Raw genomic sequence first — 26,388 nt, 5'->3', positions numbered from 1 at the left:
CGACTGGACGGTCGTCCAGTTCCAGGCGGGACCGAGGAACGTTATTGGTCCTGTACTCCCAAGCGTCGGACGATGATAGACCTCCGGCTCGGAGACGAGGAACTGACCGCACAGCGCGACCACATCGTGGGCTTCATCCAGGATGTCGTCGCCGACGCCGGCGCAACCGGTGCCGTACTGGGACTCTCCGGTGGCGTCGACAGCACCACGACCGCCTACCTGGCCGTCGAGGCGCTCGGTCGCGAACACGTCCGCGGGCTCGTCCTGCCCTCGCGCGTCTCCAGCGACGAGAACATGAGCGACGCCGAGCGCGTCGCCGAGGACCTCGGCATCGACTACGACGTGATCGAGATCGGGAGCATCGTCGACGAGATCGTCGATTCGATCCCCGACGCCGCGGAGGACACCGTCGCCGTGGGCAACACCGCTGCACGCGTCCGGGGCGTCCTCAACTACTACGTCGCCAACGAGGAGAACCGGGTTGTCCTCGGCACCGGAAACAAGGCCGAGGCGCTGACCGGCTACTTCACGAAGTACGGCGACCAGGCCGTCGACTGCAACCCCATCGGCAACCTGTACAAGCAGCAGGTCCGCCAGCTCGCCCGTCACCTCGGTGCCCCGGAGGACCTGGCCGAGAAGCCCGCGACGGCGGAGCTCTGGGCCGACCAGACCGACGAGGACGAGATGGGGGTCGGCTACGACGTCGTCGACGCCGTCATCGCGCTCCACATCGAGGGCGGCGCCTCCACCGCCGCGACGGCACGCGAGCTGGGCGTCGAGGAGGGCGTCGTCGAGACCGTCCGCGAGCTGTACGAGAAGAGCGCCCACAAGCGCTCGATGCCGCCCGCACCCGAACCGGCCGACCTGTAATCAGGCGCTCGCGTTGTTCGTCGCCACGACCTCCACCTGGTCTCCCTCCTGGAGTTCGTACGTCGTCGGGTCGACCGGCTGGTCGTTGACGACGAAGCGGACCGTGTCACCCTCGCCGGTCCGGTACACCGTCCCCTCGAAGGCCAGTGCCTCGGGGGCGACATCGATACCGAGGCTCTCCAGCGCGTACTCCAGGGTCACGCCGCGGGCGTGGACGTGCCACCGCCCGCCGTTGCCGCGCTCGTAGTGGAAGGCGGGGTTCTCGCGTGCTCGCTGGAACTCCGGCTGGCTGAAGTCGAGCGACCGCCCGTCGATGGTGACGGTCATCCCGCCGTGGTGGTGCGGGCCGCCGATGTTGGTCGGCTGTTGCGGCGCGCTGTCGTTCAGCGTGCTGGGTCCACCCCCGCCGCCGCCGCCGAGCAGGCCGACGGCGACGCCCCCGAGCAGGACGAGACCGACGACGGCCGCCGCGGCGTAGACGAACCCCGGGAGGCCGTCGTCGCCGTCGTCCAGCGCGTCGACCCGTCGCTGCTCGATTGGGCCGAGGTCGTCGGCGTGTTCGTCCCGCAGGTGTTCGAGGTACGGTTCCTCGTCCTCGAACGACTCCGAACAGTGGTCGCACTCGTGCACACACCCCACGTGTACCCGGGAGTACTCATATTTTCCGTGTGGGCGTTCGCGAAACCCACTACCGCTGTCGCAGGTCCAGCTCCCGCGTGACGGCCGCGTCGCGCTCGACCAGCTCGCGGTACCTTGCCGCCACCTCGGCCGCGCTCAGGGCGTCGTCGTCGACCTGGCCGACCGGGTCGACGCGACTCCCGATGCGGACGTAGGTGACCTGTACGTCGTCGAGGGCGGTCGCCAGGGACTTCGAGAGCCCCCGTGCGGCCGGGCCGACCGCCCCCCACTCTATCTGCTCGGGGACGAGCGAGTCGGCGTACGTCGTCCCGCTGAAGATGACCGTGCCCTCGGTCTCGCGGAGGTCCGACAGCGCGGCGTTGACACAGGCGAGCGAGCCGGCGACGCGCACGTCGAAGATGTCGCGGAGCCGTTCCGCGTTCGCATCGCCGACGGGACCGCCCCCGCCGCCGGTCGCGTTCAACACCAGCGCCGAGACCGGCCCGAACGCCTCGCGCACCGTGGTCATCCCCGACTGGACGGACTCCTGGTCGGTCACGTCGGCCGGGACCGCGAGCGCGCCCTCGCCGAGGTCAGCTGCCAGCTCCTCGATGGACCCCTCCGAGCGCGCGAACAGCCCCACATCGTAGCCCGCGTCGTGGAGTTCGCGTGCGACTGCCTCGCCGATCTTCGGCCCGACACCAGCGACGACTGCGGTTCCCGTCATGGGAGACGCCAGTGGTGAGAGGCCCAAAAGCGTTCGCTGAAGCGCGGTTTGGTAGCGCGAGTGTCAGGTCCGCGGCGGCCGGTTCGGTGCCGTCACCAGGAGAGGTCGCCGGCGTTCCGCTCGACCAGGTCCGCGAAGGCATCGGCCTCGCGGGCGTGCTGGACCACCCGGTCCGCGTCGTCGCGCAGCCGTCGCTTCAGCACCGACAGTGCGGCGGGGTCGTTCCCGGCTATCGTCTCGGCGACGGCCGCCGGCTCGTCGACCACGCGCGAGACGAGCCCCATCCGCAGTGCTTCGTCGGCATCGACGGTCCGGCCCGACAGCGCGAGGTCCATCGCCTCGCCCTCGCCGACGACGCACGGGAGCCGTGCCGTCCCACCCCACGCGCCGAACAGGCCGAGCGAGACGCCCGTCTCGGCGAACGTGGCCGCGGGCGTGGCGACCCGGACGTCGCAGGCGAGCGCCAGCTCCACCCCGCCGCCCCGGGCCGGCCCATCGATGCCGACGACGACGACCGCCTCGGCCTCCTCGATGGCGGTCGCGACCGACTGGCCCAGCTGCGCGAACGTCCGCGCCTCCTCGTGGCCCAGACCCGTGACGACCTCGAGGTCCGCCCCCGCGGAGAACGCCGCCCCCTCGCCGGTCAGGAACACCACCGGCGTCTCCGCCCCGGTCACCGCCGACCGCAGCGCCCGCAGCCCGGACTCGGTGAACGCGTTCCGCCGGTCCGGCCGGGAGAGTGTCACCCGGGTCACGTCCCCGTCGACTGCCGTTTCGATCATACGTTGGCGAGTCTTCGCTTTCCAAAGGTCTTTGCCTTTCCCCCCGCTAGTCGGCGGCAATGGACGAGGTCGCAACGTGCAGGCGCGCCGCCCGGGAGGCGCTCGCCGACATCTACCCCGACCGGCTCCGGGACGACATCGCATCCCGCCTGGCAGCCGCGCCGATGGCCCCCGGCGTGGTGACGCTCCGCTGTGCCCGCGCCTGCGACGACGACGTCGACGTCGAGAGCGTCGTCGACAGGGCCGCAGGCGTGCAGCTCATCTACGACGGCCTCCGGCTCACCCGCTCGCTCGCCCACGACGAGCCCTGGACCGAGACCGACGACCACACGCAGGCCAACCTCGACTCGCTGGCCGCCACGGTGCTCGTCTCCCGCGGTTTCTACCTCCTCGCGCGGACCGACGCCGCCGCCAAGGCCGTCGGGACCGTCCGCGACTTCGGCCGCGACCAGACCGACCGCCGGCAGCCCGACGCCGACACGACCGCCCTCGATGCCAGCCTCGAACGCGACGTGTTCGAACTCGCCGCCGTCGCCGGCACCACCGCCGTCGGTGCCACTCCCACCACCGAGCTGTTCGCCCAGCTCACCGGCCTCGTGCCAACCGACGGGAGCGAGCCGCTGCCAGCGGTCGAGACACTCCCCGCCGCGACCGACCTCAGTATCGGCGCGACGGCCAGCGAGACCGCCGGCAGGGCCGACGACCACGTCCGCCAGTCGGCGACGGATTCGTAGGGCGGAATCGAAACCCATTAAAACTACACCGAGCAACGATAGGATGCACTTCGGTGCCTGGGTAGCTTAGCGGTAAAGCGCGTCCTTGGTAAGGACGAGAGCCCGGGTTCAAATCCCGGCCTAGGCTCTTCTCGCGACGTAGAAATCGAGGAGCGACAGCCCGTCACGACGGAGGACGGTCACTGGCACCGAGATTCCGGTCGAGAACTGACCGGAGCGCGTCGTCGGGGGCTCTGGGGTGACGAGCGGCCCCGGACCTGCTTCTCGTCGCGGTCAGTCCTCGGCGTCGGGCAGGGACGGCTCCGCCTCGGCGTCGAGGAAGCCGTGGTACGGGCAGACGTACTCGTCGCGGATGAGCTGTTCGTCGACGATCCTGAGCCCGAGCTCGTCGAGTTCCTGTGCGATTCGGTTGAGGTCGTCGTGGTCCGTGCCGATGGCGTTGACGTAGACGTTCCGCTCGCCGGTCATGATCTCTCGGACGGCGGTCACGCCGTCGACCTCGCGGGCGCGGTCCGCGAGGGTGTCGCGGTCCGGAACCGGCGCGGTACAGATTATCTTCGTGTACAGCGGGTAGCCGGCGAGGTCGTAGTCGATGTCGATGTGGTAGCCCCGGATGACGCCGCTGGTCTCGAGTTCCTTGAGTCGCGTCCGGACCGTGCTCGGCGAGATGTCGAGCTCCTCGGCGATGTCGCTGGACGAGGTGTGTCTGGCGTCTCGCTGGAGATAGTACAGGATGTGTCTGTCGACGTCGTCGAGTGTGCCGTCCTTCATCTGCTCTCTGGGTGGTCGTCGAGCACTATTCATTGTTTGGCTCCGACGGCGGTCGCGAGTGCGTGTCGTCGAACCGCGTCGTCACCGGCGGAGTGTAAAGACGTTTAGCGTGTTTAATCGCCCTTATTTTGACAACCTGTGAAATGAAGCGGTTGTTTTATGCTGTTCCGTCGCCTAACACGGAGTACGACCCCGGTCCGTGGTCGCGAACCGCGGCCCGGACCACATCTCCCCCGACCATGATACAGAACCCACGCGGCCGGGACGAACCGCCCGTCGACGCCTGGTACGTCCTCGGCGGCGGCCCAGTCGGAGAACAGGTTGCCAGACGCCTCGCTGACGTCGGTCTGCGGGCGCGGTACGTCGACGACAGTCACGAGTCGTCGGTGGTCCCCTCGCACGAGGCAGACCCGACCGACGTACAGGCGCTCGAAACGACGGGCATCGGGCCGGGCTCGACCGTCGTGGTAGCGACCCGCCACGACCGGACGAACCTGCTCGCGGCACAGCTCGTCCGCGTCCACTTCGACCCGGACCGCATCATCGTCCTGGCGAACCGGCCGAGCAGCGTCCGCCTGTTCGAGGAGGCCGGCCACGAGTCGGTCTGCGCGGCGACCGCGCTGTCGACCGGCGTCGCGGAGGCGTTATGAAGGAGCTCGAACGGGACCTCGGGCTGCCGTCGGTCCTCGCCATCAGCATCGGCGCGATGATCGGGAGCGGCATCTTCATCCTCCCGGCGCTGGCGCTCGGCATCGCGGGCCCGCTCGTCGTCGTCGCGTACCTCCTGGCCGGCATCCTCGTCGTCCCAGCGGCGCTCTCGAAGTCGGAGATGGCGACGGCGATGCCCGAGGCCGGCGGGACGTACATCTACATCGAGCGCGGGATGGGACCGCTGCTCGGCACCATCGCCGGCGTCGGTACGTGGTTCTCGCTCTCGTTCAAGGGGGCGCTCGCGCTCGTCGGCGGGGTTCCCTACCTGCTGTTGCTGTTCGACCTCCCGCTCAAGCCCGTCGCGCTCGGGCTCGCGGCGCTGTTGATCCTGGTGAACGTCGTCGGCGCGAAGCAGACGGGACAGCTCCAGCTCGGCATCGTCGTCGTGATGCTCGCCGCACTCGGCTGGTTCGCGGCCGGCAGCGCACCGGCCGTCCAGTCGGCGAACTACGCGAACTTCTTCGACGCGGGCCTCGGTGGGCTCCTCGCGGCGACCGGGCTGGTGTTCGTCTCCTACGCCGGCGTCACGAAGGTCGCGAGCGTCGCCGAAGAGGTCGAGGACCCCGGCCGGAACATCCCGCTCGGCATCCTGGGGTCGCTCGCGTTCACGACCGTTCTCTACGTCGCCATCGTCGCCGTGCTCGTCGGGGTGACCGACCCCGGTAGCGTCGCCGGGTCGCTCACGCCGGTCGCGGTCGCCGCCGAGCAGACGCTCGGGACCGCCGGCGTGTACGCGGTCATCGGGGCCGCCATCCTCGCGCTCGTCTCCACCGCGAACGCCGGCATCCTCTCCTCGTCGCGCTACCCGTTCGCGATGAGCCGGGACGACCTCGCACCGCCGTCGCTCTCGACGATCAGCGAGCGGTTCGGAACGCCCGTGGCTTCCATCACCCTCACCGGAGCGGTGCTGCTGGTGCTCATCGCGTTCGTGCCGATCCTGGAGATCGCCAAGCTCGCGAGCGCGTTCCAGATACTCGTGTTCGCGCTCATCAACCTCGCCGTCGTCGCCTTCCGTGAGGGGGAGGCCGAGTACGAACCCGAGTTCACCTCGCCACTGTACCCCTGGATGCAGCTCTTCGGCGTCGTCGCCGGCGTCGCGCTGCTGACCCAGATGGGGACGGTCGCCCTCGTCGGGGCCGTGGTCATCACGGTCGCGAGCATCGGCTGGTACCTCGTCTACGTCCGGCCGCGGGTGGACCGGGAGGGCACCGCGCGGGACGCCATCCGCCGCCAGGTCAGCCGCTCCGCACTGACCGACGTCGCGGACGGCCAGTCCGAGCCCACCCACGAGGTGCTCGTCGCCCTCACGAAGGACGTCGGGCCGGACCGGGAGCGCTCGCTGGTCGCGCTCGCCGCCGACCTCGTCCGGCCGCACGACGGCCGAGTGGTCGCGGTCCGCTTCGAGGAGGTGCCTGACCAGGCCCCGCTGACCGAGGAGATGACCGTGCAGTCCTCGTCGGACCTCTCGTTCGAGACGCGGGTCACGGAGCTCGGGGCCGAGTTCGGTGTGGACGTCGAGGCCGACGAGGTCGTCAGCCACGACACGAAACACGCCATCGTCAACGTCGCCGCCGACCGCGAGGTCGACACGGTGCTCGCCGAGCACGAGCCGCTCCGGCTCCGCTCGCGGCTGTTCGGCGACCCCATCGACTGGGTCGTCCGCCACGCACCCTGTGACGTGCTGCTCGTCGACAACCTGGGCTACGACCGCCCTCAGCACGTCGTCCTCGCGGGCGTCGGCCCGTACGACCCACTCGCCGTCTCGGTCGCGGAGACCGTCGCCCGGGCCAACGACGGCCGGATCTCGCTCTGGTACCCGGTCGACAGCGACGCCCCGGACCAGTACCGGGCCACCGTCGGGGAGTACCAGTCGGACCTGTCGTCGCTCCTCTCCGTCCCGGTCCAGTCGACGCCCGTCCGCACGGACGGCGGCCGCGAAACGCGGCCGGACGTGGTCGTCCGCCGCGGTGCCGACCACCGGCTCCGGAGCGCGCTGTTCGACGAACGGCCGGCGTTCCCGAGCCCCCAGTGTACGACCGTCACCGTCTACCCCACGCAGTCCGAACGGCCCGGCCTGCTGCGCCGCCTGCTCGAACGGCTGGTGTTCTGAGCCCGGGCCGGTCCTCGACCCCACGCCAAAGATTGATGACCGGACGCGGAGACGGCGACGGCATGGACGAGGTCGCCCGAACCCGGTCCGTCTACGAATCCAACAGCGACGCGTTCGTGGAGAAGTACCGACGCGAGTCCATCGCGGAGCGGTTCGGCGAGCCGTTCTTCGACGCCCTCCAGGGCACCCGAATCCTCGACGTGGGCTGTGGCCCCGGCTCGGACGCGGAGACGTTCGCAGACCGCGGGTACGACGTGACCGGGCTGGACGTGACGCCGTCGTTCATCGAGAGCGGTCGCGAGAACGTCTCCGACGCCCGGTTCGCGCTGGGCGACATGCGCACCCTACCCTTCGGCCCGAACAGCTTCGACGGCGTCTGGGCGTGTGCCTCGCTGCTGCACGTGCCTCGTGGGGACGTGCCGGCGACGCTGTCCGAGTTCGCGCGGGTGCTCGACGGCGACGGGACGCTGTACTGCTCGCTGAAGCGCGGCGACGAGAGCGGCTTCGACGGTCTGGGACGGTTCTTCGAGCGCCACACGGCGGCCGCGGTGTGCGAGCTGCTGGTCGACACCGGCTTCGAGCCCGTGCACGTCGAGACGGCCGACGCCGCGGAGGTCGCGAGCCAGGACGGCTGGGTGCAGGCGGTCGCTCGGGTGGCGTAGCGACGGTCGCACGGCTTTTGTCCGGCCGGTTCGAACGTCGGGTGAATGCGCAGGTCCCTGCTGCTCGTCGTCACGCTGGCGGTGGTCGTGCTGTCCGGCTGTACCGCGCTCGGCGCACAGGAAGCCGACCCACCGGCGGGCGACGACTCGCTCGCGGCCGACCCCTCCGTCACGGACCCGACAACCGACGTACAGGGCTGGGAACGGGGGTACTGGCACAACGAGTCGCTGAACGTCGACCCCGAGGACGGTCTGACCGAGGCCGAACTGCAGGCACTCGTCTCCCGTGCGATGGCCCGCGTCGAGGTCGTGCGGGACATCGAGTTCGACGAGCCCGTCGCCGTCGAGCTCGTCAACCGCTCCGAGTACAGGGGGAGCGGCGGCGACGGCGGCTCGCCGACGGCCGGCCAGCGCGCCGCCGCGGCCGAGCGCGCCGCGGAGTTCGAGGCGCTGTTCGTCGTCGGCGAGACGACCGACGCGGGCGAGGCCGAGGAGGCGACCCGGGAGGCGTCGGTGCAGGGCTACTACGACACCCAGCAGGACCGCATCGTCGTCGTCTCGAACTCCGACACGCCCAGACTGGCCGAGCTGACGCTCGGCCACGAGCTCGTCCACGCCTACCAGTTCCGGGGGCCGCTCCGGCAGACCCGCATCCCCCAGAACGTCTCGCAGGACGGCATCGTCGCGCTCCGGGCGCTCATCGAGGGTGACGCGAACTTCGCCGAACGCCGGTACGAGGCGCGCTGTGGCGAGGAGTGGGACTGCCTGCGCCGGAGCGACTGGACCGACGAGGGCGGCGGCGGGGCCGACGGCGGCGACGGTGGCTCGGGCGGGAACGCAGCCGTCGACCGGGCCGGCCCGAACCTGGGTATCTACCTGCAGTCGTACTTCCCGTACGCCGCCGGCGAGTCGATGGTCGCCGGCGTGTACGAGCGCGAGGGCTGGGACGGCGTCGCCGAACTCTACCAGGAGCCGCCCCTGTCGACCGAGCAGGTCATCCACTGGCGGTCGAACCCGGACGACGCCAGGTCGGTCTCGGTCCCCGACCGCAGCACGGGCGACTGGGAGCGCGTGACCGCGGGCGAACCGGCGGGCCGGACCCTCGGCGAGGCGAGCCTCGCCACGATGTTCGCCTACACGCTGTACGACGACCGCGACGGGAGTCTCGTCGCGGAGGACGCGTTCCGCCGGCAGGACGGCCCGGGACCACGGCTCACCTACGACCTCGCCCCGAGCGCCGGCTGGGGCGGCGACCGGCTGTACGCCTACCGCAACGGCGAGGAGACGGGCTACGTCTGGCGCATCGAGTGGGACTCGAACGCCGAGGCTCGCGAGTTCGCGAGCGCGTATCGCGACCTGCTCGAGTACCACGGGGCCGTCCGCGCCACCGCCGAGACCTGGGTCATCAACGACGGGGAGTTCGCCGACGCGTTCTCCGTGCGCGTCTCGAACGACGCCGTGACCATCGTGAACGGGCCCGACCGGTCGTCGCTGGCCGAGATACACCCGCAGAACAGCCGGGTCGCCGCGGCCGACGTCGCACCGGCTCAGGGCGCGATCAACTCGACCGCGTGCGGAACCTCGCCGCCGAGCAGCGCGTCGAGCTGTTCCTGACAGGACGTGCCGCTGGCGGCGACGACCGGCTCGCCGGCGAACTGGTCGGCGAGCTCCTCGCCGACGTCCATGCTCAGCTCGTAGTAGCTCTCCTTGTAGCCGAAGCTGCCGGCCATCCCGCAGCACTCCACGTCCGAGGTGCGGACCGTCGCGCCACACGCCTCGAGCACCGCGACGGTGTACGGCTCGAGGTCGAGCGTTCGGCCCTGGCAGTGGCTGTGGTAGGCGACGGCCTCCGGCGGGCTCCCGAGCGCGTCGGGCGAGCCACCGTTCTCCAGCAGGCCGTACACGTACTCCATGACCTCGTAGCTCGCGTCGGCCAGCCGGTCCGCGGATTCCGGGGCCAGGAGCCGCTCGTACTCCCGCTCGAACATCGCCAGGGCGGAGGGCTCGACGACCACCACGTCCCGGCCGGCGTCGATGTGCTCGGCCAGTCCGGCGTAGACGTGGTGGGCGTGGTCCTCCGCGGTCGAGATCATCCCCTGCGAGAGCGGTGCACGGCCCGAGGACCGGACGCGGGGCACGTGGACGCGCACGTCGAGCGCCTCCAGCGCCCGGACCGCCGCCTTCCCGCGGTCGACGAGCACGTAGTTCGTGTACGCGTCGGGGTAGAGCACCGCCTCCCGCGAAGCGTCGTCGGCAGCGACGCGCGGCCCGCGGTCGTCGAACCAGTCGACCAGCGTCTCCCGCCGGAACCGCGGCAGGTCGCGCCGGCGGTCGACGCCGAGGACGCGCTCCATCGCCGCCCGGGCGGGGCCGGCGTCGGCCAGCCAGTTCGAGACGGGCGCGGTCGCGCTCCCGAGCTTCGCCAGCCGCTCGAAGTTGCCGAACAGGCGCTTGTCCAGCGCGAGCCCGGACGGCTCCTCGTCGGGCGACAGTCCGTCGACGAGATGGTCGAAGGTGTCGGGGTCGGCGTCGCGGTTCAGCCGGTCGCGGACGACCGTGTTGATCCACGGGATGTCGATCTTCACGGGGCAGGCGTCGACACAGCGCGAGCAGCCCGTACAGAGGTCGTTGAACTCGGCGGCGCTGTCCATGCCGTGGACGCCGGCCTCCCAGCCGGTCGCGATGCCCCCGGAGTACGTCTCGCCGCCGAAGCCGTGGCCGCCGACGGCCTGGAAGTTCGCACACGAGTTCGAGCACGCGCCACAGCGGATGCAGTACAGCGTCTCCCGCAGCTGGTCGTCCTCGCGCAGCTCGGTGCGGCCGTTGTCGACGAGCACGAGGTGGAACGCGCGGTCGTCGTCGGGGTCGTCGCGCTCGGCGGTCGCCTCGCCGAACTCGATGGGCTCGTCGCTCTCGAAGTCGAGCGTCGGCGAGGCCACCGGCGGCGTGAACAGGGAGACGTACCGCGAGATGTCCTGCCCGGTCGCCGCCTTCGAGATGAGGTCGACGAACGGGCCGAAGTCGTCGACCGACGGCAGTATCTTCTCGATTCCGGTGACGGCGACGTGGGTGTCCGGCGTCACCGCACATTTCCGGGCGTTGCCCTCGTTCGTCACGAGCGCCATCGATCCCGACTCGGCGAAGACGAAGTTCGCGCCGGTCACGCCGACGTCGGCCTCGCGGATGCGCTCGCCGAGGTAGTCCCGGGCGAACCGGGTCATCTCCTCGGCCGTCTCCAGCGGTTCGTCGGGCTCGAACGTCGCGTTCAGCAGGTCGGCGATCTCCTCGCGGGACTTGTGCAGCGCCGGACCGACGATGTGGCTCGGCGACTCCTCGGCCAGTTGAATCACGAACTCCCCGAGGTCCGTCTCGTAGGTGTCCACGCCGGCGGCCGCGAGCGCGTCGTTCAGCTCCAGCTCCTCCGTCGTCATCGACTTCGACTTCACGAGCGTCTCCGCGCCCTGCTCGTCGCACAGCTCGGTGACGTAGCGGTTCGCGTCGGCCGCGTCGTCGGCGACGTAGACGGTGCCGCCGTTCGCCTCGACCGACTCGCGGAGCTGTTCGAGCAGTTCGGGGAGGTCCGCGATGGCGGCCTCCTTGATGGCCCGTGCCTCGTCACGGGTGCTGTCCCACGCGTCGAACCGCTCTGCGGCGGCGTAGCGGTCGCGGTTCTTCGAGCTGACCTTCGGCCCGATGAGCGGCCCCTCGGTCTCGAGCAGGTGACGGAGCTGTGCCGCCTTCTGCTTGCGTTCGGAGCTCATTCGGTATCGGCCTCCACGAGCACGACGTGGACCTCGTTCGGGCCGTGGACGCCCTCGACGAGCCCACCCATGTCCGCCGTCGCGGAGGCACCGGTCGCGAGCACGTGCGAGCCCCGGCCGGCGGCGACCTCGCTGGCGAGCCAGTCGACCGCGTCCCGTCCCGTCGCGACCACGTCGGCGGCGTCGAGCACCGCCACGTGTCGCTCGGGGTAGAGGCTCAGCGGTTCGTCGCCGCCGGCGCTCGACCGGATGACGACGCTCCCGTACTCCGCGATACCGAGGCGGGCGGGCGTGACCCCCGTCGCGGCGTCCTGCAGCTCGCTCGGGGTGAACGTCGTCGCGACCGAACCGGGCAGGCTGGCGTCGACGTGCAGCGGCACACCGACTGCCGGGTCGGTGACCGCGTCGGCGAGCGTCGCCGGCAGGTCGGCGAGTGTCGTCCGGTCGTGGGACACGTCGAGGTCGTCGAGCGCGTCCAGGAAGTCGTCGGTGACTGTCACTCTCGAAGACACGGTCACACACCGAGGTATCGTTGACGGAACTCCTCGTCCTCGCGGATGCGGTCGCTCGTCACCTCGTCGACGATATGGCCCTCGTCGAGCACGTAGTGGCGGTCCGCGATGGCGAGTGCGGCCGCGACGTTCTGCTCGACGAAGAAGACCGTGATACCCTGTTCGGCGTTGATATCGGCGACGATGTCCTCGATGCGCCGGACGATGTACGGCGCGAGCCCCTCGAACGGCTCGTCGAGCAGCATCAGGTCCGGGTTCGCCGCGAGCGCGCGGGCGATGGCGAGCATCTGCTGTTCGCCGCCGCTCATGTTCCGGGCCTCCTTCCCGCGCATGTCGTCGAGTTCGGGGAAGAACGCGAGCGCCTCGTCCAGCCCGAGCGGGTTCTGCGCGTGGTTGATGGCGAGACGGACGTTCTCGACGACCGAGAGACGAGGGAAGCACCGCCGCTTCTCCGGCACGATGGCGATACCGCGGTTCGCGCGCCGGTGTGACTGCCAGTCAACGATGGACTCGCCGCGGTACCGGATGTCGCCGCCGAGCACCGCCGGCTCGTCGGCGCCCATGATGGCGTGCATCGTCGTGGTCTTCCCCGCGCCGTTGCGTCCGAGCAGGGAGACCAGCTCGCCCTCCTCGATGGCGAGGTCGACGTCGAACAGCACCTGGCCGGTGTCGTAGCCGGCCGCGAGGCCGTCGACTTCGAGCAGTGCGCCGGACGGTTCCGTCGCGTCAGCGGTCGTGCTAGCGTCCCAGTCCGAACTCATAGTTCCTCCCGCATACCGCCGAGGTACGCGTCCTGGACGGCGTCGTTCGCCTGTATCTCCTCCGGCGGGCCGGTCGCGATGAGCGACCCGCGGTTCAGCACCGAGATGCGGTCCGAGATGGAGAGCACGACGTCCATGTCGTGCTCGATGAGGACGACCGTCAGCCCGAGCTCGTCACGGATCTCCTCGATGAGGTTCGCCGTCGCCGTCGTCGCGCCGGGGCTCATCCCCGAGGTTGGTTCGTCCAGCAGCAGCACCTCGGGCTCGGTCGCCAGCGCCATCGCGATGCCGAGCCGGCGCTGGTCGCCGTGCGAGAGGTTCTTCGCGAGCGTCGACGGTGGCGCGTCGAGCCCGACGGTGTCGAGCAGTTCGAGGGCTCGCTCCCTGCCCACGGACCGGTGGTCCCGGAACAGGTCGAAGCTGAACGCGCCGCGACGGCTCGTCTGGACGACGACGCGGACGTTCTCGAGCACCGTCTGTTCCTCGAACAGCTCGTTCGACTGGAACGACCGCGCCAGCCCGAGGTGGGGGCGCTCGTGCTCGTCGCGCTCGGTGACGTCCTGCCCGTCGAGGAACACCCGTCCGTCGGTCGGCGGGAGCGTCCCCATGATGGTGTTGAACAGCGTCGTCTTGCCAGCGCCGTTCGGGCCGATGATGGCCCGGAGCTCGCCGCGCTCGACGCCGAGCGAGACGCGGTCGACCGCGGTGACCTCGCCGAACGTCCGGCGGAGGCCGTCGGTCGCCAGGGCGGCCGTCGTTGGATCGACGGCGGGGTCCGGCGACGGCATCGTGTCGGCCTCGCGGCCGGCGTCCGTCGGCTCCACGTCGTCGGTCGTCTCGGTGGCTGTGTCGGCGGTGTCGCTCATTCGGCCACCCCCTTGAGACGGACGTAGAGGTCGCGCACCCAGTCACGCAGGTAGCCCCAGATGCCCTCCAGCGGGGCGACCACGACGAGCACGACGAACAGCGCGCCGAGGAAGAACTGCCAGTGGGTCAACACCCCCGAGAGGTCGACGCTGGTGAACCCGAGGTGTAGCACCTCGAACTCGTTGAGGAACTCCTCGGCGAACTGCCAGACGAACACGCCCGCGATGGGTCCGAAGAAGTACCGGACCCCGCCGAGGACGGCCATCAGCACGGTGTCGCCGCTGGTGATGACGCTGAGGGTCTCCTGTGACGCGCCGTACCGGTCGACCATCAGCACCGACCCGGCGAGCGCGGAGAACGCGGCGCTGATGGTGAACGCCTGCACCTTGTACCGGGTCGTGTCGATTCCCATCGCCCGCGCGAGGTCGCCGTTCTCGCGGATGGCGACGAGCGACCGCCCGAACGGCGAGCGGACGATCTGCCAGAGCGCGAGCATCGAGACGAGGAACACGGCCGACACGAACCAGTACCAGTCGACCTCGAGGCCCCCGAAGACGACGACGAGCTGGCCCCGCGTCGACTCGACGAAGCCCGGCAGCACGTTCTGCGTGACGCCGTTCGAGCCCCCGGTGAGGTTCAGCGGGTTACGGTTCGCGGTGAACTCCACTGCCTGTGCGACCGCCAGTGTGAGGAAGGCGAAGTATATCTCGCCCTTCTCGACGGTGAGCCGCCCGAGCAGGTAGCCGACCGTCGCCGCGACGGCGATGCCGATTGCCGCGGCGACCGGGAACGGCAGCTGGGGTGCGCCGGCCCGGCCGGAGACGCCGATGGCCGCGGCGTACATCCCGAAGCCGAGGAACATCGCGTGCCCGAACGAGAGCAGGCCCGCGTAGCCGAACAGCAGGTTGAACGCCGCGACGAACACCATCCAGATGAGGATGGTCGCCGCGACGGCCTCGTAGCCGAGCAGCAGCGGGTTCGAGATGACCGGGCGCAACAGCACGACGACCAGGACGAGCCCGACCGGCACCCGGTAGCGTCCGAGCAGCGAGCGCGCGCGGTCCAGCGTCTCGGTCGACCCGCCGCCGGTCGCCGTCTCGCCGCTCATTCCAGGAACCCCTCCTCGCCGAACAGCCCCCGTGGCCGGTACAGCAGGATGAGTATCATCACGAGGTACGGGACGAGGTCCCGGATCTGGAGCGCCAGCCACGGCTGGTTCGTCACCTCCGCGAGCGCGGAGAGCACGACCGGCGTGAGGTACGCCGACACGCCGATGAGGATGCCGCTCACCACGCTCCCGAACAGGCTCCCGATACCACCGACGACGACGACCACGAACGCGAGGATGACGAACGTCTCACCCATCGTCGTCCGCATGCCCGTCTCGGCCGAGTACAGCACGCCGGCGAAGCCGGCCAGCGCCGCGCCGAGGAAGAACATCGCGGTGAAGCGAACCGGGAGGTTCACCCCGACGAACTCGGTCATCTCGCCGTCCTGCACCCCGGCCCTGACCGTGAGCCCGAAGTCCGTCCGCGAGATGAGCAGGTACACCGCGACGATGGTGAGCACCGCGACGCCGACCAGGAACAGCCGGTAGGTCGGCACCGTCGTCACGCCGAGGTCCGTCCCGCGCGTCAGTACCGACGGACGGGAGATCTCCAGCGGTGCGGTGCCCCAGTACGCGCGGATGACCTCCTCGATCATCATCGTCAGGCCGAACGTCGCGAGCAGGCTGACGATGGGGTCCGAACCGTAGAGGTATCGCAGCACGGTGATCTCCAGGACGACGCCGACCACGCCGACGGCGAGCGGTGCCAGTATCAGCGCCGCCCAGAACGGCAGGCCGAGCGTGACGACGACCGAGTACGAGAGGTACGCACCCAGCATGAAGAACGCGCCGTGGGCGAAGTTGACGATACCCATCAGCCCGAGGATGAGCGAGAGCCCGAGCGTGACGAGCACCAGCACCATCCCGTACACGAGGCCGCCGATGGCCTGGTCGATGAACAGCCCGGGCTCGACGGCGAACGTGACCGCTAGCAGGACGACCGCCACGAGGGCGGCGGCCCACCAGGCCGGCGAGACCGTCGCGAGGTCCTCACGAGTGAGTTCCGTCGTGTTCATCGATCACATCGAACAGCCGGTTTCGGAGACCGGGCGTGCCACGTCGTCACCGTCGTACGTGTTCACCGTCTGGAACCACCGCTTGTAGGGGTCCTCGGACATCTCCTCGACCGCCATCGCCTCGACTGTGTAGGTGGGCTGGATGAGCTGGTGGTCGCCCTCGCGCCAGTACATGCCACTGTCGCCGCCCTTGATGTCGGCGGCCATGGACGTCACCTCGTGGCCCTCCAGCGCCCCGCGCATGTCGTCGGCGTTGGTCGAGTCCGCCCGCACGGCCGCCCGCACCGCCTGGTCCATCGAGAGGTAGCCGAGGAAGTGCCGGACGTACGGGTCCGTCTCGGAGCTCTCGGCGACGCGCTCGCAGAAGTCGACGCTCGCGTCGGTGTCGACCGCCGGCCCCCAGACCTGCCCCGCGGAGTCGAGAATTCCGGCCGACTCACGGTCCAGACCCCAGAAGACGGCGTCCTCGAGCTGGTGCATCGCGAGCGTGTAGTCCCCCTGCATGCCCTGCGAAACGAGCTGGTTGGACGCCTTCCGCAGGTCGAGTCCCGCGATGAGCATCCCGATGCCCTCTGCGCCGGAGTTGTCCGCCTCGTTGAGGTACGGCGAGTAGTCGTCCGCCGGGAACGGCGTCGCCGACCGGCCGACGACCTCCTTGCCCTGCTCCTCCAGGATGCGGGTCACCGCCGCCTGTGCGGTCTGGCCCCACGCGTAGTCCGAGTAGAGCAGGTACCAGCTGTCCGCGCTCTCGGCCATCTCGGCACCGATGCTCGCCGCGAGCATCGAGTTCGACGCGGTCGGACGGAACGAGTACGGCCCGCACGCCTCGCCGGTCAGCCCGTCGCCGTGTGCTCCCGTCGGCATGTAGATGACCTCGTTCTCGTTCGCCCACGAGGCCATCGCCTGCGCGGCGCTCGACGAGACAGCCCCCATCGTGAAGTCCGCGTCGGCCTCGGTGACCATCCGCTGGAGCTGGCTCACGCCCGTCTGCGGGTCGAGCTGGGTGTCCCCGTCCTCGACCGTGATGCTGACGCCGAGTTCCTCCTCCAGGTCCTCGACCGCGAGCATCGCCCCGTCGAGCGCCGACTGGCCGAACACCGAGAACGGCCCCGACAGCGACGTCGCGAAGCCGACGGTCAGGTCGTTCGCACCACCCTCGCCGCCGCCACCGCCGAGACAGCCCGCGAGTCCACCGATGCCTGCCGCGCCAGCGGCGCGGAGCATCGTACGCCTGTCCACCGTACCCCAAGTGTTGTTGCCACTCATGCCCAGGACTAACAAACGACCATAGATAAACCTACGTGGTGAAATCGAAAGCTGACGGCGGGGTCAGCCTGTCAGACCGGTGGATTCAAGCCTGTCGACTTCGGCATCCACAGCGAACCGACCGCCTGCTCCCGCCCCACATCGGCCGCCCTCCCGGGACTATCTTTTTTACCCCCCGCTCGCGTAGCGTCCCCCATGAAGTTCGTTATCGTGGGCTACGGTCGTGTCGGAACGAGAACCTGCCGCATCCTCAGCGAGGAGGGCCACGACGTCGTCGTCGTCGACAACGACCCGGACCGCGTGGAGCGCGCGCGCAACGACGGGTTCGACGTCGTCGAGGGCGACGCCGAGGACGAGGACGTCCTCGTCGAAGCTGGAATCGCCGACTCGGACGCCATCGCCGCGCTCACGCCCGACCTGAACGCGAACTTCACCGCCTGTATGATCGGGAAGCACAACGGTGCCCGGACCGTCCTCCGCATCGACGAGGACTACCGCGAGGACATCTACGAGAAGTACGCCAGCGACGTCGACGAGGTCATCTACCCCGAACGGCTGGGTGCCGCCGGGGCGAAGACCGCGATGCTCGGTGGCGACTTCAACGTCCTCGCGGACGTGACCGAGAACCTGCAGTTCTCCGTCTTCGAGATCCCTGCGGACTCCCAGCTCGTCGGTAAGCGCGTCGTCGAGGTCGACCTGCCCGAGCAGGCACGAGTCTACGCCCACGGCTCCAGCGACGGCCCGCTCACGATTCCGCTCCCCTCGACGTCCATCGAGGCGGGCGACCGGCTCGCCGTCGTCGTCGAACAGACGGGCATCGACTCGGTCCGCCAGGCACTCACCGCTGCCTGAGCGTGTGAAGGTGGAAAGGGGGGAGAGACAGCTACCGGGCGCGCGACGTGTAGGATGGGAGTTCGAGGCCGTCGTGCGCGCCCTATCGGTTCGTGACATCGGTTGCTCATAAAGCTACGTCAGACGTTTGTCGCACACCGACGCGGATACCCGCCAGCGGTTCGCTTTTGTCGTCCCGCCGACTCACTACGACCATGCAAGGCACCGGACTGCCGCTCGTGACACCCTTCGACGAGACCGGCGACGTGGACGAAGCCGCACTCCGCGCGCTGGTCGACCGCGTCACCGACGCCGGGGTCGATTTCGTCGTGCCGTGTGGGTCGAACAGCGAGGCACCACTGCTCACGCCAGTGGAGCGCCGTCGCGTCGTCGAGGTCGTCGCCGACCGAAGCGAGGTGCCCGTCCTCGCCGGCACGGGGCAGCCGGGCTACCGCGAGACGCTCGCCGACACCGAGGCTGCCGCCGCGGCCGGTGCCGACGCCGCGCTCGTGGTGACCCCCTACTACTTCAGACACGACCAGTCGGCACTCGCGTCGTACTACCGCGACCTCGCCGACGAGAGCCCCATCCCCATCTACCTCTACAGCGTCCCGAAGTACACCGAGACGGCGCTCGACCCGCGCACCGTCGAGTCGCTCGCGACACACCCGAACGTCGGTGGCATCAAGGACTCGAGCGGGAACCTCGAACGGCTCCAGCGCACCGCTGCGCTCACCGAGGACGCCGACTTCGCCGTGCTCGTCGGGAGCGGAAGCATCTACGCTGCCGGACTCGACCACGGCGCTGACGGTGGGGTCCTCGCGCTGGCGAACGTCGTCCCCGAACGCGCGAGCGAGGTGTACGAACGCCACGCCGACGGGGACGACGACGGTGCACGCGCGCTGAACCGGGCGCTCGTCGAACTGAACCGAGCGGTCACCGCCCGCTACGGCGTCCCGGGACTGAAGGCCGCGATGCGCTCGCGGTCGCTCCCCGCCGGCCACGTCCGGCGGCCGTTCGGCCCGGTCGACGACGCCACCGCGACCGAGCTCGCCGAACTCGTCGAGGCCGCACGATGAGCTGGGAAGCGCTGTTCGACCGGGCGGCCGCGTACGACGTGACCGTCGACGACGTGCGGGCGACGCTCACCGAACGCCGTGCCGCGAGCGCCGACGACCCGGACGCCGACGAGGAGGGCGGCGATGGGCGTTGAGGCTGCCGCCCGCGTCGTCGCCGACGCGGACGTACTCGTCGCCGACCTCTGCTGTGACGGGGCGAGCCGCGCGGCCATGGACCACGTCCGGCGACACGACTGGGTGACACTGGTCGCGAGCGACCATCTGCTCGACGACGCGGCGGCGGTCATCGCGACGCTGACGGACGCGTCGCTCGCCGCGGACTGGCGCGAGCGGATCGAACGGGAGCGCGAGCCAGTCGACCACCCCGCGACCGACCACCCTGGTCTCGCGTCGGCGTACCGGGGGCGGGCCGCACACCTCCTCAGCTTCGACGAGGGGCTGGGTAGCGTCGACGCCGGGGCGAACCTGAACCGCCGGATGTCGGTCAGCGTCCGGACACCGGACGCGTTCGCACGGCTGTTCGACGCCGAGAGCCTGTACGAGGCCACGGTCGGTGGCGAGTACCCGGGGCCGGACCGCGACCCGCGGGCCTGATCAGGCCTGCTCGAAGCTCCGCTTGAGGAGGAGGTAGACGAGACCGAAGTCGACCGGCGCGAACCCGAGGACCAGCCAGTACAGCACGGAGTCGGCCAGGAAGAGCAGTGCAGCCACCAGCAGGAGCGCGGTGGCGCTACCACCGGCAGCGAGCAACGCGGCTCGATGGGGGCCAAGTCGCCTGACGAACGTTCCGGAGGACATCACCGTAACCGCCGGACAGGAGCCCAATACGACTTGCGATTACCGCTCTTCGTTGACAATCCGTGCGACCCGCCGGAGGATGGGTCGCGGCGTCACACGCGACAGCAGGTACAGCGCCTTCATCGGCAGCCCCGGGACGACGACCGCCTTGCCCTTCATCAGCCCGGTGTAGCCGGCCTTCGCGACATCCTCGACGGGCTGTTTGTACGTCGACCCGACCGCCGAGTCCGTCATGCCCGCACGCGACTGGAAGTCCGTGTCCACGGGACCCGGAGCGAGCACCGTCGCGGAGACGCCGGTCTCGCGGAGCTCCTCGGCGAGCGCCTCGGTGAAGGAGTTGACGTACGCCTTGCTGGCGTAGTAGCCGGCCATGAACGGCCCCGGCTGGAAGCCAGCGGTCGAGCCCACGTTGAGGATCTTCCCGCGGTCCTGCGCGGTGAAGTCGTCGAGGAACAGCCGGGTCAGCTCGACGAGCGTGACGACGTTGAGCCGGAGCTGCGTGCGCTCCTCGTCGAGGTCGCTGTCGGCGAACGGGCCGTAGGTGCCGATACCGACGTTGTTCACGAGGATACCCACGTCGAGGCCGCGCTCGTGAACCGCGTCGTACAGCTCCTGGCTCGCGCCGTCCCGGTCGAGGTCCATCGGGAGCGGCGTCACGTCGACGGCGTAGCGGGACTCTATCTCGTCGGCCACCTCGTCGAGCGTCGCCTCGCTGCGGGCGACGGCGACGACGTCGTGGCCGTGACGGGCGAACTGTCTGGCGAGCTCGCGACCGATGCCGGCGGACGCGCCGGTGACGAGGGCGGTGTCGCGTGTCATATCGGCAACGGGGGACGCCGGGAGAGTAACCCTTCGGGTTTCGGTCGGACGGAACGCGATGGCGAACAGGCGGCGCGCTGCTGCCCCCGGCGATGTGCCGCGCTCGCGCCTCGGTCAGCCGGGGGTCGGTCGTCAGTACACGCCGACCCTGTCCCCGGCTTCGTACTTGAACTGCCGGGTGAGCGGATGGGGGGCTACCGTGGCCCCTTCCGCTCGGCTGGCTCGGCGGCGAGCCAGTCCGCGAACTTCGCCAGGGCGCGGCCACGGTGGCTGATGGCGTTCTTCTCGGCGGTGCTCATCTCCGCGAGCGTCTGCCCGTCGTGCTCGAAGATGGGGTCGTATCCGAAACCGCCGTCGCCGCGCGGGTCGACGATGCGACCCTGGACCGCGCCGTCGAACGTGACGACCTCGTCGCCGTCGTAGTACGCGAGGACGGTCCGGAATCGCGCCCGGTCGTCGTCGGCGGTGGCGACGAGTTCGCGGACGCCCCCCACGCCGACGGTGTCCTGGACGTAGGCCGAGTACGGGCCCGGGAAGCCGTCGAAGGCGTCGCAGAAGAGCCCGGCGTCGTCGACCAGCACCGGCGCCTCGCCGCCCAGGTGGGCGAACGCCTCGCGTGCGCCGTGGGCGGCGATGTCGCCGAGGTCGTCGCTCTGTATCTCGGTGTAGTCGTAGTTCACCTGCTCGACGGGTTCGGTGAGGTACTCGCTGGCCTCGCGAACCTTCCCCTCGTTGCTCGTCACGAAGCGAATCGTCATGCGGTAGCGTCGGCGTGTCGGCGTCAAAGAGCCGTCGGTCGCGGTCGACACCCGACAGTCAGCAGTCCAGGTCGCCGAGCAGTTCGGCGGCGGCCTTCTGGAGATGTTCGGCGGCGGTGCCCGTCGAGCAGTCGAGCGCGTTGGCCACGTCCGCCACGGTGGCGTCCCGCGGCACCTCGTAGTAGCCGAGTTCCTGTGCGACGCGGACGGCCTCGCGCTGGCGGTCCGTGAGCCGTGCGCCGGCGACAGCCGGGTCCGCGGCGTACTGGCCGACCCGCTCGATGTCGACGTCGATACCGTCCGGGGTCGCCTCGAACACCTCCCAGAGGCGGTCGGGCTCGCCGAGGACCCCGATGGACACCGAGCGGTCCATCCGGTAGGACAGCGGCGGGACGGCGGCGATGCTCGGCCGGGAGAACGCGTCCATCAGCCCCCGCCCGGTCTCGTCCGGCTCGTCCATGACGTAGACGTAGAACCGGTCGTCGCCGAGCGGTGCGACCTCGAACGACCGGACCCCCTCGACCTCCCGGAGCGCCCCCTCGTAGGGTTCGCGCGGGCCGCGGACGTGGAACAGGAGCGTGTTCGCGTCGGGCGTGGCGAAGTTCCAGTTCACGAGGTGGTACTCGTCGTACCTTCCGTGGTCGCAGACGAACTCGTGCATCGGGTGGATGGTCTCCGCCGAGTGCCTGAACGTGACCTGCAGGTACTTCATCGGCGGCGGGTTCGGGCCGGGGACTTAAATCCCCTAGCGACTGCGACCAAAATGCCGTGGCTCGTGGGGCACGAACACCGGTATGGAGCGACCGACGAGTCACACAGGAGGTGCCGCGCCGTGAGCGGCGGAACGGCCGGGACGCTGGCACGGACCGAAGGCGCGGCCGAACCGGACATCGACGGCCTCGTGGGTGAGTACGTCCTCGACCGCGAGGAGCACCTGAACGCGCCGGGCATCGTCGTCCGGCCGGACGAGGTCCAGACCGTCCTCAGCCATCTCAAGCGCGAGGCGGGCTACGACCACTGCTCCTGCGTCACCGCCCAGCAGTACGAGGACCGCTACGAGACCATCTACCACCTGAAGCAGTACGACGACCCGACCGACGAGCTGAGCGTCGTCGTCCCGACGAGCGTCGACGACCCGTGGAGCGAGTCCGCCGCCCCCGTCTACGAGACGGCCAACTGGCACGAGCGCGAGGCGTTCGACCTCGTCGGCATCGACTACGGCGACCACCCGGACCCGCGGCGCATCCTCCTCCCGCGCACCTGGCAGGGGCATCCGCTCTCGCTGGACTACGACCAGGACCAGCCACAGGTCGTCCCACTGGAGGAGCACGCCAACCCGCTGCGGGACGACGAGCGCGAGCAGGACACGCTGTTCCTCAACATCGGCCCACATCACCCGTCGACCCACGGCGTGTTGCACGTCAAGACGGTGCTCGACGGCGAGACGGTGGCCGACGTGGACCCGGACATCGGCTTCATCCACCGCTGCGAGGAGCAGATGTGCCAGAACGGCAGCTACCGCCACCAGATCATGCCGTACCCCGACCGCTGGGACTGGGCGTCAGCGGGCCTGCTGAACGAGTGGGCGTACGCCCGTGCCGCCGAGGACATGGCCGACATCGAGGTGCCGGAGTACGCGCAGGTCATCCGGACGATGGGGGCCGAGCTCTGCCGCATCGCCTCCCACATGCTCGCCATCGCGACGTACGCACTGGACGTCTTCGGCGAGTTCACCGCCGTCTTCCAGTACGGCATCCGCGACCGTGAGAAGGCGCTGGGCTTGCTCGAACAGCTCACCGGGCAGCGGATGATGTTCAACTACTTCAGACTCGGCGGGGTCGCCTGGGACCTCCCCGACCCGCGGGAGGCGTTCTTCGCGGACGTGCGCGAGACGCTGGCGACGCTGCCACCCGCGCTGGAGGAGTACCACGACCTGCTGACGAGCAACGAGATATTCCAGCTCCGCTGTGTCGACACCGGCCACCTCGACCCGGAGGTCGCGAGGGAGTACGGCTGCACCGGCCCCGTCGCCCGCGGCTCCGGGGTCGACTACGACCTCCGCCGGGACGACCCGTACGGCTACTACGACGAACTCGACTGGGAAGTGGTCACGCGCGACGGCTGTGACAACTTCGCCCGCGTGCTCGTTCGACTGCAGGAGGTCGAGGAGTCCGCGAAGATCATCGAGCAGTGCGTCGACGTCCTCGAGGCGTGGCCCGAGGAGGACCGCACCATCCAGTCCAACGTCCCACGCACCCTCAAGCCCGAGGCCGACACCGAGGTGTACCGCGCCGTCGAGGGCGCGAAGGGCGAACTCGGCATCTACATGCGCTCGGATGGGACGGACGAGCCGGCGCGCTTCAAGATCCGGAGCCCGTGCTTCTCGAACCTCTCCGCGCTGCCCGCCATGGCCGAGGGCGAGTACGTCCCCGACCTGGTCGCGTCGCTGGGCAGCCTCGATACGATCATGGGAGAAGTGGACCGCTGACTAGTCCTCGACGATGACCTCGACGGCCTCGTCCTCATCTTCGGCAGCCTCCGAGCCGGAGTTACGCTCCTGCCAGAGCAGGCCGCCGGCCACCGCGATGACGACCCACGAACGCCAGTTCGCCAGGTTCAGCGTGTAGCCGATGCCGAACGGCTTCTTCACGAGCATCCCCTCGCCGGGCTCCCAGTACGAGGAGAGCATGCGGCTCAGGCTCGGCCGTTCGAAGTTGTACGGAACCCCCAGAATCTCGCCAGAACTCGGTTTATCGGACATACCTGTCCGTACGGGCGGTTGATTTAAGAAGATTGTCGTCGCGCCGACCGTTCCGTGCCGCCGCGGTCACCGGCCGGGACGGCGTGCCCCGCGCGTCGGCGGGACCGCCGGACATCGGGACGACCCCGAGACGCGCTCAGGCGTACTGCTTCTCGAGGTAGGCGACGATGTCGTCGGACTCGGGCATCCCCTCGACGCCGTTGTCCGGGTCGACCAGAACCGGGACGCCCGTCTGACCGCTGACCGCCTTCACTTCGGTGCGCTGGCTGTGCGACCGTGGCACCTCGTGGGTCTCGTACTCGAGGCCGAGTTCGTCGAGCTTTGTCTTCACCTTCGCGCAGAACGGGCAGCCGGGGAGGTCGTACAGTTCGAGGTTGGACATGCTGGTCACCGCTTGGCGCCTCGCGATAAAAGGGACGGCGGTCGTGTGCGCCGCTGGCGTCAGACCACGGCGCGAGAGCGTCACCGGGTGTCAGCCGACGATGCCGCTGGTTCGCACGGCGAAGTAGACGAGGAACGCACCCGCGAGCAACCACTGCCCGGCGTTCGTCTCGTCGAACTCGCCGGCGGCGGTCTTGACGATGGGATAGCTGAGGATACCTGCCGCGATACCGTACGCGATGGAGAACGTGAAGGGCATGACCATGATGGTCAGCCCCGCCGGGACCGCGTGGGTGATGTCGTCCCACTGGACCTCGACGACGTTGCGCAGCATCAGGATGGCCACGACGACCAGCGCGATATGCGACGCGTACAGGGGAATCGCGGCCGCGAGCGGGACGAACACGAGCGAGACGAGGAAGAGGGTCGCGACCACGAGCGCGGTCATCCCCGTTCGGCCGCCCTCCTCGACGCCGGTCGCGGACTCGATGTACGTCGTGACGGTCGAGGTGCCGAGCATGCCGCCCGTGGTCGTACCGACCGCGTCCGCCATCAGGGGCTTGTCGATGTCCGGCAGTTCGCCGTCCTCGTCGAGGAAGTCGCCGGCCTGGCCGACGCCGACGAGCGTGCCGGCGGTGTCGAAGAAGTCCACGAAGAAGAACGTGAACACGACGAGTGCGAACGTGAACGCCTCGACGTCCTGGAAGCCGGAGAGGAACGCGCCGGCCAGCGGCGTGATGTCGTAGGTCGCCTGCGGGAGTTCGCCGGCGACGAACGCGCCCTCGGTGATGAAATCGCCCGAGAGCGACCCCGAGCCGATGCCGGCGAACGAGAGCGCGAAGCCGGCGAGCGTGGTCAGTACGATGCCGATGACGATGGAGCCCTTCACCCCCCGGGCGTAGAGCGCCACGGTGAGGAACAGCCCGACGGCGGAGACGATGGCGGCCGGGCTCTCCGCGATGGAGGACAGCGCGACGATGGTGCCCGCCTCGCCGGTGATGATGCCCATCGCCTCCAGGCCGATGATGCCGAGGAACAGCCCGATACCCGTTCCGACCGAGAACTTCACCGGTTCGGGGATGAGGCCGATGACGTACTCCCGCGCGCCGACGGCGGTCAGGACGATGAACAGCACACCTTCGGTGACGACGGCGGCGAGGGCTGTCTGCCACGGGATACCCATCGCGCCGACGACGGTGAACGCGAAGAAGGCGTTCAGTCCGAGGCCGGGTGCCTGCGCGAACGGCCGGTTCGCGTAGAACGCCATCACGAGGATGGCGGCGACGCTCGCGAGGATGGTGACGACCGCGAGCATCTGGATGACCTGGTCGTCGGTGTAGCCGGACAGCGCGATGCCGGGACTCGTGACGTTCCCCTCGTTGTCCCTCGTCTGAGCCATTATCTGCGGGTTCACGGCGACGATGTAGCTCATCGTCAGGAACGTCGTCAGCCCCGCCAGGAGTTCGGTTTTGAGGTCTGTACCGTGCTCGTCGAAGCCGAAGTAGTCGGCGAACCAGCTGGACCCACCACTAGCGTCCGACTGCTCCGCCGCACTCTCACTGGAACCCATAATGCACGTACGGCCAACCACAGAACTGCAGTACTAGAGCGTTACGGAAAAACAACGGTGGGACACACACACAATCGTGTATAATTACACGATTGCACACCGGGAAACGCGTCCG

General features: G+C 69.5%; 29 protein-coding genes and 1 tRNA gene. 12 read left to right on the top strand and 18 right to left on the bottom strand.

Annotated features, from left to right (window positions below):
* Nucleotides 1-72 precede the first annotated feature (72 nt).
* Complete coding sequence (locus tag BLT27_RS12270) at nucleotides 73-870, top strand: NAD+ synthase (protein WP_089734302.1); 798 nt, start codon at nucleotides 73-75, stop codon at nucleotides 868-870.
* Here the strand turns inward: BLT27_RS12270 and BLT27_RS12265 are convergent, their stop codons facing one another.
* The 3 genes from BLT27_RS12265 to BLT27_RS12255 form a co-directional block, all read right to left on the bottom strand.
* Nucleotides 871-1,500 (bottom strand): MoaD/ThiS family protein, encoded by a 630-nt coding sequence (locus BLT27_RS12265; RefSeq protein ID WP_089734301.1) that lies wholly within the window; start codon nucleotides 1,498-1,500, stop codon nucleotides 871-873.
* 58 nt (nucleotides 1,501-1,558) lie between these two features.
* Nucleotides 1,559-2,215 carry an SDR family oxidoreductase gene (locus tag BLT27_RS12260; protein WP_089734299.1) on the bottom strand — a complete coding sequence of 219 codons (657 nt, stop codon included), beginning with the start codon at nucleotides 2,213-2,215 and terminating at the stop codon, nucleotides 1,559-1,561.
* Between the two features lie 92 nt (nucleotides 2,216-2,307).
* Complete coding sequence (locus tag BLT27_RS12255; protein WP_089734298.1) at nucleotides 2,308-2,997, bottom strand: enoyl-CoA hydratase/isomerase family protein; 690 nt, start codon at nucleotides 2,995-2,997, stop codon at nucleotides 2,308-2,310.
* A gap of 59 nt (nucleotides 2,998-3,056) precedes the next feature.
* On the opposite strand from BLT27_RS12255, the gene BLT27_RS12250 reads away from it, so the two are divergent.
* The gene (locus tag BLT27_RS12250; protein WP_089734295.1) at nucleotides 3,057-3,731 is read left to right on the top strand and encodes a DUF7114 family protein; all 675 of its coding nucleotides are present in this window, start codon (nucleotides 3,057-3,059) and stop codon (nucleotides 3,729-3,731) included.
* A 55-nt stretch (nucleotides 3,732-3,786) separates the two neighbouring features.
* A tRNA-Thr gene (locus BLT27_RS12245) sits at nucleotides 3,787-3,858 on the top strand.
* Between the two features lie 146 nt (nucleotides 3,859-4,004).
* Here the strand turns inward: BLT27_RS12245 and BLT27_RS12240 are convergent.
* A complete protein-coding gene (locus BLT27_RS12240; protein WP_089734293.1) occupies nucleotides 4,005-4,502 on the bottom strand; it encodes an Lrp/AsnC family transcriptional regulator in 498 nt (165 codons plus the stop codon).
* Between the two features lie 239 nt (nucleotides 4,503-4,741).
* Between BLT27_RS12240 and BLT27_RS12235 the strand changes: the two genes are divergently transcribed.
* The 4 genes from BLT27_RS12235 to BLT27_RS12220 all read left to right on the top strand — a co-directional run bounded on the left by BLT27_RS12235 (nucleotide 4,742) and on the right by BLT27_RS12220 (nucleotide 9,599).
* Entirely contained in the window at nucleotides 4,742-5,152 is a 411-nt protein-coding gene (locus tag BLT27_RS12235; protein WP_175526449.1) for an NAD-binding protein, read from the top strand.
* The gene (locus BLT27_RS12230) at nucleotides 5,149-7,323 is read left to right on the top strand and encodes an amino acid permease (RefSeq protein WP_089734289.1); all 2,175 of its coding nucleotides are present in this window, start codon (nucleotides 5,149-5,151) and stop codon (nucleotides 7,321-7,323) included. Before BLT27_RS12235 ends, BLT27_RS12230 begins: the two co-directional genes overlap by 4 nt.
* Before the next feature lie 62 nt (nucleotides 7,324-7,385).
* Nucleotides 7,386-7,985, top strand: coding sequence for a class I SAM-dependent methyltransferase (locus tag BLT27_RS12225; protein ID WP_089734365.1), 600 nt, complete (start codon nucleotides 7,386-7,388; stop codon nucleotides 7,983-7,985).
* A gap of 45 nt (nucleotides 7,986-8,030) precedes the next feature.
* Nucleotides 8,031-9,599 carry an Hvo_1808 family surface protein gene (locus BLT27_RS12220; RefSeq protein WP_089734287.1) on the top strand — a complete coding sequence of 523 codons (1,569 nt, stop codon included), beginning with the start codon at nucleotides 8,031-8,033 and terminating at the stop codon, nucleotides 9,597-9,599.
* On the opposite strand, the gene BLT27_RS12215 is transcribed toward BLT27_RS12220, so the two are convergent.
* From BLT27_RS12215 to BLT27_RS12185, 7 genes are read right to left on the bottom strand one after another with little or no spacing between them, the layout of a single operon-like run.
* The gene (locus tag BLT27_RS12215; RefSeq protein ID WP_089734283.1) at nucleotides 9,533-11,746 is read right to left on the bottom strand and encodes an LUD domain-containing protein; all 2,214 of its coding nucleotides are present in this window, start codon (nucleotides 11,744-11,746) and stop codon (nucleotides 9,533-9,535) included. The two genes, BLT27_RS12220 and BLT27_RS12215, sit on opposite strands and share 67 nt — an antisense overlap.
* Complete coding sequence (locus BLT27_RS12210) at nucleotides 11,743-12,246, bottom strand: LUD domain-containing protein (RefSeq protein WP_089734281.1); 504 nt, start codon at nucleotides 12,244-12,246, stop codon at nucleotides 11,743-11,745. Before BLT27_RS12210 ends, BLT27_RS12215 begins: the two co-directional genes overlap by 4 nt.
* Before the next feature lie 14 nt (nucleotides 12,247-12,260).
* Nucleotides 12,261-13,019 (bottom strand): ABC transporter ATP-binding protein, encoded by a 759-nt coding sequence (locus BLT27_RS12205; RefSeq protein WP_089734278.1) that lies wholly within the window; start codon nucleotides 13,017-13,019, stop codon nucleotides 12,261-12,263.
* The gene (locus BLT27_RS12200) at nucleotides 13,016-13,885 is read right to left on the bottom strand and encodes an ABC transporter ATP-binding protein (RefSeq protein ID WP_245707737.1); all 870 of its coding nucleotides are present in this window, start codon (nucleotides 13,883-13,885) and stop codon (nucleotides 13,016-13,018) included. The genes BLT27_RS12205 and BLT27_RS12200 overlap by 4 nt, the downstream gene beginning before the upstream one ends.
* Entirely contained in the window at nucleotides 13,882-14,994 is a 1,113-nt protein-coding gene (locus tag BLT27_RS12195; protein ID WP_089734276.1) for a branched-chain amino acid ABC transporter permease, read from the bottom strand. Before BLT27_RS12195 ends, BLT27_RS12200 begins: the two co-directional genes overlap by 4 nt.
* Complete coding sequence (locus BLT27_RS12190) at nucleotides 14,991-16,010, bottom strand: branched-chain amino acid ABC transporter permease (protein ID WP_089734274.1); 1,020 nt, start codon at nucleotides 16,008-16,010, stop codon at nucleotides 14,991-14,993. Before BLT27_RS12190 ends, BLT27_RS12195 begins: the two co-directional genes overlap by 4 nt.
* A gap of 3 nt (nucleotides 16,011-16,013) precedes the next feature.
* On the bottom strand, nucleotides 16,014-17,276 hold the full coding sequence (locus BLT27_RS12185; protein ID WP_089734273.1) for an ABC transporter substrate-binding protein: 1,263 nt from the start codon (nucleotides 17,274-17,276) through the stop codon (nucleotides 16,014-16,016).
* Between the two features lie 195 nt (nucleotides 17,277-17,471).
* On the opposite strand from BLT27_RS12185, the gene BLT27_RS12180 reads away from it, so the two are divergent.
* The 4 genes from BLT27_RS12180 to BLT27_RS12170 all read left to right on the top strand — a co-directional run bounded on the left by BLT27_RS12180 (nucleotide 17,472) and on the right by BLT27_RS12170 (nucleotide 19,780).
* Nucleotides 17,472-18,128, top strand: a complete 657-nt coding sequence (locus BLT27_RS12180) for a potassium channel family protein (protein ID WP_089734271.1) — start codon at nucleotides 17,472-17,474, stop codon at nucleotides 18,126-18,128.
* 194 nt (nucleotides 18,129-18,322) lie between these two features.
* Nucleotides 18,323-19,186, top strand: coding sequence for a dihydrodipicolinate synthase family protein (locus BLT27_RS12175; protein WP_089734270.1), 864 nt, complete (start codon nucleotides 18,323-18,325; stop codon nucleotides 19,184-19,186).
* On the top strand, nucleotides 19,183-19,320 hold the full coding sequence (locus BLT27_RS19795) for a hypothetical protein (RefSeq protein ID WP_175526448.1): 138 nt from the start codon (nucleotides 19,183-19,185) through the stop codon (nucleotides 19,318-19,320). The genes BLT27_RS12175 and BLT27_RS19795 overlap by 4 nt, the downstream gene beginning before the upstream one ends.
* Nucleotides 19,310-19,780: a DUF7384 family protein gene (locus tag BLT27_RS12170; protein ID WP_089734268.1), complete on the top strand. Its 471-nt coding sequence runs from the start codon at nucleotides 19,310-19,312 to the stop codon at nucleotides 19,778-19,780. The genes BLT27_RS19795 and BLT27_RS12170 overlap by 11 nt, the downstream gene beginning before the upstream one ends.
* Here BLT27_RS12170 and BLT27_RS19210 read toward each other — a convergent pair whose 3' ends face one another.
* The 4 genes from BLT27_RS19210 to BLT27_RS12155 all read right to left on the bottom strand — a co-directional run bounded on the left by BLT27_RS19210 (nucleotide 19,781) and on the right by BLT27_RS12155 (nucleotide 22,273).
* Nucleotides 19,781-19,984, bottom strand: a complete 204-nt coding sequence (locus tag BLT27_RS19210; RefSeq protein WP_139172330.1) for a hypothetical protein — start codon at nucleotides 19,982-19,984, stop codon at nucleotides 19,781-19,783.
* A 39-nt stretch (nucleotides 19,985-20,023) separates the two neighbouring features.
* Entirely contained in the window at nucleotides 20,024-20,803 is a 780-nt protein-coding gene (locus tag BLT27_RS12165; RefSeq protein ID WP_089734266.1) for an SDR family NAD(P)-dependent oxidoreductase, read from the bottom strand.
* Nucleotides 20,804-20,997: 194 nt separating this feature from the next.
* Nucleotides 20,998-21,561, bottom strand: a complete 564-nt coding sequence (rdgB, locus tag BLT27_RS12160) for an RdgB/HAM1 family non-canonical purine NTP pyrophosphatase (protein ID WP_089734264.1) — start codon at nucleotides 21,559-21,561, stop codon at nucleotides 20,998-21,000.
* Between the two features lie 58 nt (nucleotides 21,562-21,619).
* A complete protein-coding gene (locus BLT27_RS12155) occupies nucleotides 21,620-22,273 on the bottom strand; it encodes a helix-turn-helix domain-containing protein (RefSeq protein WP_089734262.1) in 654 nt (217 codons plus the stop codon).
* 177 nt (nucleotides 22,274-22,450) lie between these two features.
* Between BLT27_RS12155 and BLT27_RS12150 the strand changes: the two genes are divergently transcribed.
* On the top strand, nucleotides 22,451-24,049 hold the full coding sequence (locus tag BLT27_RS12150) for an NADH-quinone oxidoreductase subunit D (RefSeq protein ID WP_390255061.1): 1,599 nt from the start codon (nucleotides 22,451-22,453) through the stop codon (nucleotides 24,047-24,049).
* Here the strand turns inward: BLT27_RS12150 and BLT27_RS12145 are convergent, their stop codons facing one another.
* The 3 genes from BLT27_RS12145 to BLT27_RS12135 form a co-directional block, all read right to left on the bottom strand.
* Nucleotides 24,050-24,322 carry a DUF5808 domain-containing protein gene (locus BLT27_RS12145; protein WP_089734259.1) on the bottom strand — a complete coding sequence of 91 codons (273 nt, stop codon included), beginning with the start codon at nucleotides 24,320-24,322 and terminating at the stop codon, nucleotides 24,050-24,052.
* Between the two features lie 136 nt (nucleotides 24,323-24,458).
* A complete protein-coding gene (locus tag BLT27_RS12140) occupies nucleotides 24,459-24,704 on the bottom strand; it encodes a glutathione S-transferase N-terminal domain-containing protein (RefSeq protein ID WP_089734257.1) in 246 nt (81 codons plus the stop codon).
* A 90-nt stretch (nucleotides 24,705-24,794) separates the two neighbouring features.
* Entirely contained in the window at nucleotides 24,795-26,273 is a 1,479-nt protein-coding gene (locus tag BLT27_RS12135) for an NCS2 family permease (protein ID WP_089734255.1), read from the bottom strand.
* Nucleotides 26,274-26,388: the final 115 nt, after the last annotated feature.

This window comes from Haloarchaeobius iranensis (genome assembly GCF_900103505.1).
Taxonomy (GTDB): Archaea; Halobacteriota; Halobacteria; order Halobacteriales; family Natrialbaceae; genus Haloarchaeobius; species Haloarchaeobius iranensis.
Note: the sequence above shows the minus strand (reverse complement) of the source record. Positions and strands in the feature narration are given on the sequence as shown.